This is a genomic window from Enterobacter dykesii (assembly GCF_008364625.2).
In the GTDB taxonomy this organism is placed as follows: domain Bacteria; phylum Pseudomonadota; class Gammaproteobacteria; order Enterobacterales; family Enterobacteriaceae; genus Enterobacter; species Enterobacter dykesii.
Genome location: NZ_CP126604.1, coordinates 1,252,185 through 1,265,526, shown reverse-complemented (window position 1 = coordinate 1,265,526; position 13,342 = coordinate 1,252,185). Strand labels below are relative to the sequence as shown.

10 protein-coding genes are annotated in these 13,342 nt (G+C 55.1%); all 10 read right to left on the bottom strand.

Annotated elements, in window-relative coordinates:
* Positions 1 to 8: 8 nt before the first annotated feature.
* The 10 genes from cydB to sdhC all read right to left on the bottom strand — a co-directional run bounded on the left by cydB (position 9) and on the right by sdhC (position 13,093).
* Positions 9 to 1,148, bottom strand: coding sequence for a cytochrome d ubiquinol oxidase subunit II (gene cydB, locus F0320_RS05920; RefSeq protein ID WP_047061368.1), 1,140 nt, complete (start codon positions 1,146 to 1,148; stop codon positions 9 to 11).
* 15 nt (positions 1,149 to 1,163) lie between these two features.
* Complete coding sequence (cydA, locus tag F0320_RS05915; protein ID WP_023310795.1) at positions 1,164 to 2,732, bottom strand: cytochrome ubiquinol oxidase subunit I; 1,569 nt, start codon at positions 2,730 to 2,732, stop codon at positions 1,164 to 1,166.
* A 732-nt stretch (positions 2,733 to 3,464) separates the two neighbouring features.
* Complete coding sequence (sucD, locus tag F0320_RS05910; RefSeq protein ID WP_008501094.1) at positions 3,465 to 4,334, bottom strand: succinate--CoA ligase subunit alpha; 870 nt, start codon at positions 4,332 to 4,334, stop codon at positions 3,465 to 3,467.
* Complete coding sequence (gene sucC / locus F0320_RS05905; protein WP_023310791.1) at positions 4,334 to 5,500, bottom strand: ADP-forming succinate--CoA ligase subunit beta; 1,167 nt, start codon at positions 5,498 to 5,500, stop codon at positions 4,334 to 4,336. The genes sucD and sucC overlap by 1 nt, the downstream gene beginning before the upstream one ends.
* Before the next feature lie 83 nt (positions 5,501 to 5,583).
* On the bottom strand, positions 5,584 to 6,804 hold the full coding sequence (gene odhB, locus F0320_RS05900) for a 2-oxoglutarate dehydrogenase complex dihydrolipoyllysine-residue succinyltransferase (RefSeq protein ID WP_008501093.1): 1,221 nt from the start codon (positions 6,802 to 6,804) through the stop codon (positions 5,584 to 5,586).
* Between the two features lie 14 nt (positions 6,805 to 6,818).
* Positions 6,819 to 9,626: a 2-oxoglutarate dehydrogenase E1 component gene (gene sucA, locus F0320_RS05895; protein WP_126328038.1), complete on the bottom strand. Its 2,808-nt coding sequence runs from the start codon at positions 9,624 to 9,626 to the stop codon at positions 6,819 to 6,821.
* A gap of 223 nt (positions 9,627 to 9,849) precedes the next feature.
* Positions 9,850 to 10,566: a succinate dehydrogenase iron-sulfur subunit SdhB gene (gene sdhB, locus F0320_RS05890; RefSeq protein ID WP_008501090.1), complete on the bottom strand. Its 717-nt coding sequence runs from the start codon at positions 10,564 to 10,566 to the stop codon at positions 9,850 to 9,852.
* Positions 10,567 to 10,581: 15 nt separating this feature from the next.
* Positions 10,582 to 12,348, bottom strand: coding sequence for a succinate dehydrogenase flavoprotein subunit (gene sdhA / locus F0320_RS05885; protein ID WP_023310789.1), 1,767 nt, complete (start codon positions 12,346 to 12,348; stop codon positions 10,582 to 10,584).
* A complete protein-coding gene (gene sdhD, locus F0320_RS05880; protein WP_008501088.1) occupies positions 12,348 to 12,695 on the bottom strand; it encodes a succinate dehydrogenase membrane anchor subunit in 348 nt (115 codons plus the stop codon). The genes sdhA and sdhD overlap by 1 nt, the downstream gene beginning before the upstream one ends.
* Entirely contained in the window at positions 12,689 to 13,093 is a 405-nt protein-coding gene (gene sdhC, locus F0320_RS05875; RefSeq protein ID WP_020684965.1) for a succinate dehydrogenase cytochrome b556 subunit, read from the bottom strand. The genes sdhD and sdhC overlap by 7 nt, the downstream gene beginning before the upstream one ends.
* Positions 13,094 to 13,342 lie beyond the last annotated feature (249 nt).

The window sequence follows — 13,342 nt, the reverse complement described above, 5'->3', positions numbered from 1 at the left end:
CTCCTTACTTAATACATAGAGTGGGTGTTGCTTTCGATATGTTCTTTAGTGATACGACCGAACATTTTCCAGTAACACCAGGTGGTGTAGAGCAGGATAATCGGTACGAACACGCAAGCAACATACGTCATCAGGTTCAGCGTCAGCTGGCTGGACGTTGCGTCCCACATGGTCAGGCTAGCATTCAGCATGGTGCTGGATGGCATGACGAATGGGAACATCGCAATACCCGCCGTCAGGATGATGCACGCCAGGGTCAGCGAAGAGAACACGAACGCCAGTGCGCCTTTCTCCAGACGAGACGTCAACACGGTCAGCAGCGGCAGCAATACGCCCAGAGCCGGGATCGCCCACAGCGCAGGGGTATTGTTGAAGTTCACCAGCCATGCGCCAGCCTGACGCGCCACTTCTTTGGTCAGCGGGTTAGACGGTGCCGAGTGGTTAATTGCAGAGGTCACCACATAACCATCAATCCCGTACACCACCCACACACCGGCCAGTGCGAAGCAGACCAGCGTCACCAGCGCAGCGACCTGAGCCGTCGCGCGAGAACGCAGGTGCAGTTCACCAACCGTACGCATCTGCAGATAGGTTGCGCCCTGAGTGATGATCATCGCCACGCTCACCACGCCGGCCAGCAGACCAAACGGATTCAGCAGCTGGAAGAAGTTACCGGTGTAGTAAAGACGCATATATTCGTCCAGGTGGAACGGTACGCCCTGAAGCAGGTTACCGAACGCCACGCCGATCACCAGCGGTGGAACGAAGCTACCGATAAAGATGCCCCAGTCCCACATGTTGCGCCAGCGGGTGTCTTCAATCTTGGAACGGTAGTCGAAACCGACCGGACGGAAGAATAAAGAGGCCAGCACCAGAATCATCGCCACGTAGAAGCCGGAGAACGCAGCCGCGTAGACCATCGGCCAGGCAGCGAACAGCGCGCCGCCAGCGGTGATCAGCCACACCTGGTTACCGTCCCAGTGAGGGGCGATGGAGTTGATCATGATTCGACGCTCGGTGTCATTACGACCGAGGAAACGGGTGAGCATCCCCACCCCCATGTCGAAACCATCCGTGACGGCGAAACCGATCAGCAGAACGCCAACCAGCAGCCACCAGATAAAACGCAATACTTCATAATCAATCATTTGATGACTCCTGTCTTAGCGTGCCGGCTGAGTAGTCGCGGTGGACTGCTCGTAGTGATAGCGACCGGTTTTCAGGCTGCTTGGGCCAAGGCGCGCGAACTTGAACATCAGGAACAGTTCAGCCACCAGGAACAGGGTGTACAGACCACAAATCAGCAGCATGGAGAAGATCAGGTCGCCCGCTGTCAGGGACGAGTTCGCTACCGCCGTTGGCAGTACCTCACCAATCGCCCATGGCTGACGGCCGTACTCCGCAACAAACCAGCCGGATTCGATAGCGATCCACGGCAGTGGAATACCGTACAGCGCGGTGCGCAGCAGCCATTTTTTCTCGCCGATGCGGTTGCGAATCACGGACCAGAAGGACGCCGCAATGATCAGCAGCATGATGATGCCGCAGCCCACCATGATACGGAATGCGAAGTACAGTGGCGCAACGCGTGGAATTGAGTCTTTGGTTGCCATCTGGATCTGCGCTTCTGTCGCATCAGAAACGTTCGGGGTATAACGCTTCAACAGCAGACCGTAACCCAGATCTTTCTTCACGTTATTGAACTGGTCGCGAACGGCCTGGTCGGTAGAACCGGCACGCAGCTGTTCGAGCAGCGAGTAGGCTTTCATACCGTTACGGATACGCTCTTCGTGCTGAACCATCAGCTCTTTCAGGCCCGTCACCTGCTTATCAACAGAACGGGTGGCGATAATACCCAGCGCGTAAGGGATTTGAATAGCGAAGCGGTTTTCCTGCGCGTCCTGATCGGGGATACCGAACAGCGTAAAGGCAGCTGGTGCCGGCTGGGTTTCCCATTCGGCTTCGATAGCGGCCAGTTTGGTTTTCTGCACGTCACCCATTTCGTAACCGGATTCATCACCCAGAACGATAACAGAGAGGATTGCAGCCATACCGAAACTTGCAGCGATAGCAAAGGAGCGCTTAGCAAACGCGAAGTCACGACCGCGCAGCATGTAGTAGGAGCTGATACCCAGTACGAACATTGCGCCGCACACATAGCCAGATGCTACGGTGTGAACGAATTTAACCTGTGCCACCGGGTTCAGGACCAGCTCGGCAAAGCTGACCATCTCCATACGCATGGTTTCGAAGTTGAAATCAGACGCGATTGGGTTCTGCATCCAGCCGTTCGCCACCAGGATCCACAGCGCGGAGAGGTTCGAACCTAATGCCACCAGCCAGGTCACCGCCATATGCTGGACTTTACCCAGACGGTCCCAACCGAAGAAGAACAGACCTACAAAGGTGGATTCGAGGAAGAATGCCATCAGACCTTCAATGGCCAGCGGCGCACCGAAGATATCCCCGACATAGTGGGAATAGTAAGACCAGTTAGTCCCGAACTGGAACTCCATGGTCAAACCGGTTGCCACGCCCAGCGCGAAGTTGATACCAAACAACTTGCCCCAGAACTTGGTCATATCTTTATAAATCTGTTTGCCGGAGAGAACGTATACCGTTTCCATAATGGCCAGCAGGAACGCCATACCGAGCGTCAGTGGCACAAACAGAAAGTGGTACATCGCGGTCAAGGCAAACTGTAAGCGCGACAGTTCGACTATATCTAACATCATGACTCCTTGCTCATCGCATGAAGACTCCGAGAGTGAACCCCATCAGAGAGAGATCCACACGCATGCCCCAATACAAATTATTCGCATCCTTGTCGTCGTTATTACCCTGAAGGAGGATAAAAACGATGACGTGAGGTTACAAATACGTTAATAAAAAACTCAAATTGATCCCGCAAATATAATACGCTGCAAAACCCTTACAATAAACAGGTTTTTATTGAATCACATTTACGTTTTTCGACGGCGATCAATTTATAGCAAAATTATCACTTTTCGGCCATTTTGATCGGGGACAATTTACCGCCTTTTGATGGGTTTTTCCAAGGATTAAACATTGATTTAAATCAAAAACAATCCGTTGTGTTAAATGTGTTTTGATGCGGTGAACATAGTAAAAACCATGTTAAAGATATGTATATAAAATACAATTAAGGTTATCAGGTCGATTGATGAATATAAACAGAAGTGATTTTTATTAACTCAGAAGCCCGAATACCTAATTTATTCAGGACATAAATTTTAGTGCGTGTTTCGTTTTTTTCCATCCGCTCTCTTTAAGGTAAATAAATAACAATTATTTTACTTTTATCCCCCTCTCTAATTAACACCATTTAGTGACTATTGCATGTCGCCCGGCAGACAATAAAAAAGGCCGCTTTACAGCGGCCAACCATGTCGAAACGGACATTTTTATACTTCAACGCCCCCCTTTCGGGGAGCAGAGAGGACTTACTTAATGATGGATTTCAGTGCTTCGCCGATATCCGCCAGGCTGCGAACGGTTTTCACGCCTGCGGCTTCCAGCGCTGCGAATTTCTCATCAGCCGTACCTTTACCGCCGGCGATGATCGCGCCTGCGTGACCCATACGCTTGCCTTTCGGCGCGGTCACACCCGCGATGTAGCCGACAACTGGCTTGGTCACGTGCTCTTTGATGTAAGCAGCGGCTTCTTCTTCCGCGCTACCACCGATCTCACCGATCATCACGATCGCTTCGGTCTGTGGATCTTCCTGGAACAGCTTCAGGATGTCGATGAAGTTAGAGCCTGGGATTGGGTCACCGCCGATGCCCACACAGGTGGACTGGCCGAAACCGTAGTCGGTGGTCTGCTTAACCGCTTCATAGGTCAGGGTACCGGAACGGGACACGATGCCCACTTTACCCGGCTTGTGAATGTGGCCCGGCATGATGCCGATTTTGCATTCGCCCGGAGTGATAACGCCTGGGCAGTTCGGGCCGATCATACGCACGCCAGCTTCATCCAGCTTCACCTTCACGGTCAGCATATCCAGCGTCGGGATGCCTTCGGTGATGGTGATGATCAGTTTGATGCCTGCGTCGATCGCTTCCAGAATGGAGTCTTTGCAGAACGGTGCCGGAACGTAGATCACGGTCGCGGTTGCGCCCGTCGCTTCGACGGCTTCACGCACGGTGTTGAACACCGGCAGACCCAGATGCGTGGTGCCGCCTTTACCTGGCGTTACGCCGCCAACCATCTGCGTGCCGTAGGCAATCGCCTGTTCGGAGTGGAAAGTCCCCTGGCTACCGGTGAAGCCCTGGCAGATAACCTTGGTATCTTTATTAATTAAAACTGACATTATTTCCCCTCCACTGCGGCAACAACCTGCTGAGCTGCATCCGTCAGACTTTTCGCTGCAATAATATTCAGGCCGCTGTCAGCCAGTTTTTTCGCGCCGAGTTCAGCGTTGTTACCTTCCAGACGCACAACCACCGGTACGTTAACACCCACTTCTTCTACCGCACCGATGATGCCGTCGGCAATCAGGTCGCAACGCACGATGCCGCCGAAGATGTTAACCAGAACCGCCTTCACGTTATCGTCAGAGAGGATGATTTTGAACGCTTCGGTTACGCGCTCTTTGGTTGCGCCACCGCCTACGTCGAGGAAGTTTGCTGGCTCACCGCCGTGCAGCTTAACGATGTCCATGGTGCCCATTGCCAGGCCCGCACCGTTAACCATGCAGCCGATGTTTCCGTCCAGCGCCACGTAGTTCAGTTCCCACTGTGCCGCCTGCGCTTCACGCGGGTCTTCCTGAGACTGGTCGCGCATTTCGCGCAGATCGGACTGGCGGAACAGCGCGTTGCCGTCAGCACCCAGCTTGCCGTCGAGGCAGATCAGATCGCCCTGGGTGGTGATCACCAGCGGGTTGATCTCGATCAGCGCCAGGTCGCGCTCCAGGAAAATGTTCGCCAGGCCCATGAAGATCTTGGTGAACTGCTGAACCAGCTTGCCTTCCAGGCCCAGCTTGAACGCCAGCTCGCGACCCTGGTAAGGCATTGGGCCTGCCAGCGGATCGATAGCCACTTTGTGGATCAGGTGAGGGGTTTCTTCCGCCACTTTTTCGATTTCCACGCCGCCTTCGGTAGACGCCATGAACACCACGCGACGGGAGCTACGGTCAACAACCGCGCCCAGGTACAGTTCTTTTGCGATGTCGGTCGCCGCTTCAACCAGGATCTGGTTAACCGGCTGGCCGTTCGCATCTGTCTGGTAGGTTACCAGACGCTTGCCGAGCCAATGTTCAGCAAACGCACGAATCTCTTCTTTGCTCTTAACAACCTTCACACCGCCCGCTTTACCACGGCCACCAGCGTGAACCTGACACTTAACTACCCAAGGGCCGGAACCGATTTTAGATGCGGCTTCTTCTGCTTCACGCGGGGTAGTACAGGCATAACCCACCGGAGCCGGTAAGCCATACCGGGCAAACAGCTGTTTGGCCTGATATTCATGTAAGTTCATGTGTTCTATCCATCCTTCAGGTAATCGTTAGGTCGTGCTTTTATTGGCCCGGCAGCCATACGCCGCCGGGCAAGACTGCAAAACTAGACGTCCAGCAGCAGACGGGTTGGATCTTCCAGCAGCTCTTTAATCGCGACCAGGAAGCCCACGGACTCGCGGCCGTCGATCAGGCGGTGATCGTAAGAGAGCGCCAGGTACATCATTGGCAGGATCTCAACTTTACCGTCTACCGCCATAGGGCGATCTTTAATGGCATGCATACCCAGGATCGCGCTCTGCGGCGGGTTAATGATCGGGGTAGACATCAGCGAGCCGAATACGCCGCCGTTGGTAATGGTGAAGTTACCGCCGGTCAGGTCGTCTACGGTCAGCTTGCCGTCGCGGCCTTTAACAGCCAGCTCTTTAATGTTTTTCTCGATGTCAGCCATACCCAGGGTATCCACATCACGCAGAACCGGGGTGACCAGGCCGCGTGGAGTAGAAACCGCCATGCTGACGTCGAAATAGTTGTGGTAAACCACGTCATCGCCATCGATAGACGCGTTCACTTCCGGGTAGCGTTTCAGCGCTTCAACTACCGCCTTCACGTAGAAGGACATAAAGCCCAGACGGATACCGTGACGTTTTTCAAACGCGTCACCGTACTGCTTACGCAGGTCCATGATTGGCTTCATGTTCACTTCGTTGAAGGTGGTCAGCATCGCTGTGGAGTTTTTCGCTTCCAGCAGACGCTCGGCCACACGCTTACGCAGGCGGGTCATCGGCACGCGTTTTTCGCTGCGGGCACCCAGAGCAGGCTGTGCTGCTGGTGCTGCCGCAGGAGCTTTCGCTTCCGCCTGAGCAGGCGCTTTCGCCAGGTGTTTGTCGATGTCTTCGCGGGTCAGACGACCGCCCACACCGGTGCCTTTGATGGCAGCCGGGTCGAGGCTGTGTTCAGCCAGCAGGCGACGGATCGCCGGGCTGAGAGCGTCGTTAGACTGTTCTTCCAGAGAAGCCTGCTGGCGCTGAGCCGGCGTAGAGGCTTTCTCTTCAGATTTCGCGCTGGACTCTTTGCCCGCGCTGTTGCCTTCACGCAGGCGACCCAGGATCTGACGAGAGGTGACGGTGGTACCTTCATCTTCCAGCACCGCGTCCAGAACGCCATCCGCCGAAGCCGGTACTTCCAGTACCACTTTGTCAGTTTCGATTTCTACCAGCACTTCATCGCGCTTAACGGCATCGCCTGGTTTTTTGTGCCAGGTAGCGACGGTCGCATCTGCTACGGATTCAGGCAGGTCGGGAACAAGAATATCTACGCTACTCATTTTGTATCCTTTAATTAATCGACGTTCAGCGCGTCATTGACCAGATCTTGTTGCTGCTTCTGGTGAACGGACATATACCCTACCGCCGGAGAGGCGGAGGCCGGGCGACCTGCATAACGCAGGGCTGACCCAAATGGAATCACTTCACGGAAATGATGCTGGCTGCAGTACCATGCGCCCTGGTTGAGCGGCTCTTCCTGGCACCAGACAAAATCATGTACGTGAGCATATTGTTTCAGCACTTCCTGCATCGCCTGATGCGGGAACGGATAAAGCTGTTCGATACGCACGATGGCGACATCTTTCTGATCGTTCTTGCGGCGCTGTTCCAGCAGGTCGTAATAAACCTTACCAGAACACATCACCACGCGCTTCACGCCCTGCGGATCCAGCTCGTCAATTTCACCGATGGCCGGCTGGAAAGTACCGTTCGCCAGTTCTTCCAGGCTGGACACCGCCAGCGGATGACGCAGCAGGGATTTCGGCGACATCACCACCAGCGGACGGCGCATACCGCGCAGCGCCTGACGACGCAGCATGTGGTAGACCTGAGCTGGGGTGGACGGCACGCAGACCTGCATGTTCTGCTCGGCGCAGAGCTGCAGATAACGTTCCAGACGCGCGGAGGAGTGCTCCGGACCCTGACCTTCATAACCGTGCGGCAGCAGCATTACCAGGCCACACATGCGGCCCCACTTCTGCTCGCCGGAGGAGATGAACTGGTCGATAACCACCTGCGCACCGTTGGCGAAGTCACCGAACTGCGCTTCCCAGATGGTCAGGGTACGTGGTTCAGCGGTGGCGTAACCGTATTCGAAGGCCAGAACCGCTTCTTCAGACAGCACGGAGTCCCAGACCTTGAACTGGCCCTGACCGTTGTGCACGTGCTGCAGCGGGGTGTAGGTTGAACCGTTGGACTGGTTGTGAACAACCGCGTGACGGTGGAAGAAGGTCCCACGGCCCGCATCTTCACCGGACAGACGAACAGGAATGCCTTCGTCAACCAGCGTTGCGTAAGCCAGCGTTTCCGCGCCGCCCCAGTCGAACAGCTTCTCGCCTGCCGCCATGGACTGACGGTCAGCGTAGATTTTCGCCACGCGAGACTGCATCTCGATAGCGTCCGGTACGGTGCTGATGCGTTTAGCCAGCTCCTGCAGGCGCTTCATCTCAACCTTGTTCGGGTAGCTCTCATCCCACTCGTGGTTGAGGTACGGCGACCAGGTAAAGGAGTGCATGTTCATCGGGCGCAGCTCTTTCACCACGCATTCACCCGCATCCAGCGCGTCGCGGTAGAGGTTGACCATTTCGGTCGCATCTTCCAGCGTCGTCACTTTGTCGCTCTCCAGCTTGTCAGCATAGATTTTGCGCGGGGTCGGGTGTTTTTTGATTTTCTGATACATCAACGGCTGGGTTGCACTTGGCTCGTCCGCTTCGTTGTGGCCGTGACGGCGGTAGCAGAAGAGGTCAATGAACACATCGCGTTTAAAGGTATTACGGAAGTCCAGCGCCAGACGGGTAACGAAAGCAACGGCTTCCGGGTCATCCGCGTTAACGTGGAAGATTGGCGCCTGCACCATCTTACCGATGTCGGTGCAGTATGGGGTAGAACGCGCGTCCAATGGGTTAGAGGTGGTGAAGCCCACCTGGTTGTTGATCACGATGCGAACGGTACCGCCCACTTCATAACCACGCGCTTTCGACATGTTCAGGGTTTCCTGAACCACGCCCTGCCCTGTTACCGCCGCATCGCCGTGGATGGTAATTGGCAGAACTTTGTTGCTGCTCGGCTCGTCCAGACGATCCAGACGCGCACGCACGGAACCGATAACCACCGGGCTAACGATTTCCAGGTGTGACGGGTTAAACGCCAGCGCCAGGTGAACCAGACCGCCTTCGGTTTCGATATCCGACGAGAAGCCCATGTGGTACTTCACGTCGCCAGTGCCGAGGTGTTCTTTATGTTTGCCCGCGAACTCGTCGAACAGGTCCTGCGGTTTTTTACCCAGCACGTTGACCAGCACGTTCAGACGACCACGGTGCGCCATGCCCAGTACCACTTCACGGGTGCCGCTCTTGCCTGCGTGACGAATCAGCTCTTTCAGCATCGGCACCAGCGCGTCACCGCCTTCCAGCGAGAAGCGTTTTGCGCCCGGGAATTTCGCGCCCAGATAGCGCTCAAGCCCTTCCGCTGCGGTCAGTTCGTTCAGGAAGCGTTTTTTCTCGTCAGCCGAGAAGGTCGCGTGGCCCGCTACGGATTCGATACGCTGCTGGATCCAGCGTTTCTCTTCGGTAGAGGTAATGTGCATGTATTCCGCGCCGATGGAGCCGCAGTAGGTTTGCTTGAGCGCGTCAATCAGATCGCCCAGCTTCATCGTGTCTTTGCCGATGGCAAAGGAACCTACGTTAAAGCTTTCCTGGAAATCGGCCTCGTTCAGATCGTGATACGCCGGATCGAGATCGGCCACACGGTCTTGCTGCCACAGTCCCAGCGGATCGAGATTCGCATGCTGGTGACCGCGGAAGCGATAAGCGTTGATAAGCTGCAGGACTTTAACCTGCTTCGCATTGGTGTCAGGGTCGGAAATCGCAGAAGAGTAACGTGAGGCATCCTTCGCCAGACGACGGAAATAATCACGTGTTTTGGAATGGAATTGATCCGGTTTGACCCCTGTGCCAGGCAACTGCTGGAACATGGAACGCCAGTTAGCGTCCACTGAGTCAGGATCGGTTAAGAAGTCTTCATAGAGCTGTTCAATCCAGCTCTGGTTCGCACCAGAAAGGAAAGAAGAGTCCAGCCAGGCTTTCATTGCGCCGTTCTGCATCGTGATCCCTTAAGCATTTTTATGCTTACTTTCGCCGTAGAAACTACCACGCACACCACGTGTACGTGCCGGGGTTCACCTGCGAGCTCTTTTCATTTGGCCCGCGAAGGAACCTTTAGAAACTGTCTAAACTTCAGGGCAGTTTTTAAAGGTTTCTGCAATCTGTTCCCTCTCCCTTTGGGAGAGGGTTAGGGTGAGGGGAACAGCGCTCCCCTCTTACTACTTACGCACTGCGCTGCAGCAGCATCGACTTAATATGACCGATGGCGCGCGTCGGGTTCAGCCCCTTCGGACACACACTGACGCAGTTCATGATGCTATGGCAGCGGAATACGCTGAAAGCGTCACTCAGTCCTTCCAGACGGCTGTCGGTTTCGGTGTCGCGGCTATCGATCAGGAAGCGATAGGCAGCCAGCAGACCGGCCGGGCCGATAAACTTGTCCGGGTTCCACCAGAACGACGGGCAGGACGTTGAACAGCATGCGCAGAGAATACACTCGTACAACCCATCGAGTTTTTCACGCTGCTCAGGAGACTGTAAGTGCTCGCGAGCGGGTGGATTTTGCCCATTATTCAATAAGTAAGGCTTAATCTTCTCATATTGTGCATAGAATTGCCCCATGTCTACCACCAAATCACGCACGACCGGCAGGCCTGGCAGAGGACGGATAACAATTTTCTGACCAGGACGCTGCAACGCTGAAATTGGCGTGATGCAGGCCAGGCCATTTTTGCCGTTCATGTTCACACCGTCAGAGCCACAAACCCCTTCACGGCAGGAGCGGCGGAACGACAGCGTAGGATCTTTTTCTTTCAGCTGGATTAACGCATCCAGCAGCATCATGTCGCGACCTTCTTCCGCTTCCAGGGTGTAGTCCTGCATACGCGGAGCGTCATCAACATCCGGGTTATAACGATAAACTGAGAATTCGAGTTTCATTATCCTTTCTCCGCATTAGTAAGTACGAATCTTCGGCGGGAACGCCGGACGCAGTTTCGGTTCCATGTTGACGCTACGACGCGTCATGGATTCCGACTCTGGCAGATACAGGGAATGGCACAGCCAGTTTTCGTCATCACGATCCGGGAAGTCGAAGCGGCTATGCGCGCCACGGCTTTCGGTACGGAAGTTTGCCGACATCGCCGTCGCGAACGCGGTTTCCATCAGGTTATCCAGCTCCAGGCACTCAACGCGCTGGGTGTTGAATTCGCTGGAGGTGTCGTCCAGACGGGCATTTTTCAGACGCTCGCGGATCGCTTTCAGCTGCTCAAGACCTTTGGCCATCGCGTCGCCTTCGCGGAATACCGAGAAGTTGTGCTGCATGCATTCCTGCAGCGCTTTGCGGATTTCCACCGGATCTTCGCCGTTACGGTTACCGTTCCAGCGGTTGAGGCGCTCAAGAGAGGCATCAATTTCGTCGTCGGTCGCGTCACGCAGTGCGCCCTGCTCGGCAATAGATTCCTGCAGATGCAGACCGACTGCACGACCAAACACCACCAGATCCAGCAGGGAGTTACCGCCCAGGCGGTTTGCACCGTGTACGGATACGCAGGCAATTTCGCCTACCGCGAACAGGCCAGGAATGACCACGTCTTCGCCCTGCTCGTTCACGGTCAGCGCCTGACCGGTCACTTTGGTCGGAATACCGCCCATCATGTAGTGGCAGGTTGGGATAACCGGAATCGGCTCTTTCACCGGGTCGACGTGTGCGAAGGTGCGGGACAGTTCCAGGATGCCCGGCAGACGAGATTCCAGAACCTCTTTACCCAGATGGTCGAGCTTCAGCTTCGCGTGTGGACCCCACGGGCCGTCACAGCCGCGGCCTTCACGAATCTCGATCATGATGGAACGCGCCACCACGTCACGACCCGCCAGGTCTTTCGCATTCGGGGCATAACGCTCCATGAAGCGTTCGCCGTGTTTGTTCAGCAGGTAGCCACCTTCACCGCGGCAGCCTTCCGTCACCAGAACGCCCGCACCGGCGATACCGGTTGGGTGGAACTGCCACATCTCCATATCCTGAACCGGCACGCCCGCGCGGATAGCCATACCGACGCCGTCACCGGTGTTGATGTGGGCGTTGGTGGTGGACTGATAGATACGGCCTGCGCCGCCGGTAGCCAGCACGGTAGCGCGGGCTTTGAAGTAAACCACTTCACCGGTTTCGATGCACAGCGCGGTACAGCCGACGATTGCGCCATCGGCGTTTTTCACCAGATCCAGCGCGTACCACTCGGAGAAGATGGTGGTATGGTTTTTCAGGTTCTGCTGATACAGGGTGTGCAGCAGTGCGTGACCGGTACGGTCAGCCGCCGCCGCGGTGCGTGCCGCCTGCTCGCCGCCGAAGTTTTTCGACTGGCCGCCAAACGGACGCTGATAGATGGTGCCATTTTCCAGACGGGAGAACGGCAGACCCATGTGGTCCAGCTCCAGAATCGCTTCCGGGCCGGTTTTACACATATATTCGATGGCATCCTGGTCGCCGATGTAGTCGGAACCTTTTACCGTGTCGTACATGTGCCATTCCCAGTTATCTTCATGGGAGTTACCCAGCGCAACGGTGATACCGCCCTGCGCAGACACAGTGTGGGAACGGGTCGGGAAAACTTTAGAGAGCAGCGCACAGGTCTGGCCGCTCTGGGAAATTTGCAGTGCGGCACGCATACCTGCGCCACCGGCACCAATTACAACAGCATCAAATTCTCTGACTGGCAGTTTCATTACACACCCCACACCACAACGAATCCATAAATAACGTAAACCACCAGTGCAACAACAATGGCCAGCTGCAGTGGGAGGCGAATCGCCAGCGGTTTAACGTAATCGGTCAACACCTGCCACATGCCAATCCAGGCATGAATAAGGATGGAGAACAGAGCCAGCAGGGTGAACACTTTGGTGAAGGCGGATCCGAAGAACCCACTCCAGATTTCCCACGTCAGCGTGCCGCTGGTCGCGAAGAACCCGATCATATAGATGATGTAAAGAGTGAGAACGATGGCGGTAGCACGGACCAGAATGAAGTCATGTACGCCGTTGCGTCCTAATGCGGAGGCGTTGCTTACCATACGAGAACTCCTGCGAGAAGTGAAAGCACGACAGTAATCACAAATGAAATGTTAGCGGAGCGTTTCCCGGCTTCGAAAGTCTCTTCCAGGTAGCCAAAGTCCATCAGCATATGGCGAACACCGACGACGACGTGGTACGCCAGCGCGGTCAGAATGCCCCACATGATGAATTTCACGAAGAAGCTGTTCATGATGGCAGAGGCCTGGAGGAATCCTTCAGGGGAAGAGAGGCTGGTGCCCAGTAACCACAGTAAAATACCGACCGCCACAAACGTAATCACACCTGAAACACGGTGCAGAATGGACGCTATTGCTGTTACAGGGAACCGGATCGTTTTGAGATCCAGATTGACAGGTCTTTGTTTTTTCACATTTCTTATCATGAATAACGCCCACATGCTGTTCTTATTGTTTCCTTCCTCCGGAATGCGATGCGGGTCAAGCAGCGTTCCTTTTCTATAACTGCGCGTCATGCAAAACATTGCTTCCAGATGCTTAAACGACACGTTACAACGCTGGGTGGCTCGGGATTGCAGGGTGTTCCGGAGACCTGGCGGCAGTATAGGCCGTTCACAAAATCATTACAATTAACCTACATACAGTTTGTCGGGTTTTCTCTGGAACAGTGATCAGGGTCACGATAACAA

Bases quoted from the DNA above. Each gene is read 5' to 3' on its own strand.
- cydB (WP_047061368.1), bottom strand. From the start codon at position 1,148: ATGATTGATTATGAAGTATTGCGTTTTATCTGGTGGCTGCTGGTTGGC.
- cydA (WP_023310795.1), bottom strand. From the start codon at position 2,732: ATGTTAGATATAGTCGAACTGTCGCGCTTACAGTTTGCCTTGACCGCG.
- sucD (WP_008501094.1), bottom strand. From the start codon at position 4,334: ATGTCAGTTTTAATTAATAAAGATACCAAGGTTATCTGCCAGGGCTTC.
- sucC (WP_023310791.1), bottom strand. From the start codon at position 5,500: ATGAACTTACATGAATATCAGGCCAAACAGCTGTTTGCCCGGTATGGC.
- odhB (WP_008501093.1), bottom strand. From the start codon at position 6,804: ATGAGTAGCGTAGATATTCTTGTTCCCGACCTGCCTGAATCCGTAGCA.
- sucA (WP_126328038.1), bottom strand. From the start codon at position 9,626: ATGCAGAACGGCGCAATGAAAGCCTGGCTGGACTCTTCTTTCCTTTCT.
- sdhB (WP_008501090.1), bottom strand. From the start codon at position 10,566: ATGAAACTCGAATTCTCAGTTTATCGTTATAACCCGGATGTTGATGAC.
- sdhA (WP_023310789.1), bottom strand. From the start codon at position 12,348: ATGAAACTGCCAGTCAGAGAATTTGATGCTGTTGTAATTGGTGCCGGT.
- sdhD (WP_008501088.1), bottom strand. From the start codon at position 12,695: ATGGTAAGCAACGCCTCCGCATTAGGACGCAACGGCGTACATGACTTC.
- sdhC (WP_020684965.1), bottom strand. From the start codon at position 13,093: ATGTGGGCGTTATTCATGATAAGAAATGTGAAAAAACAAAGACCTGTC.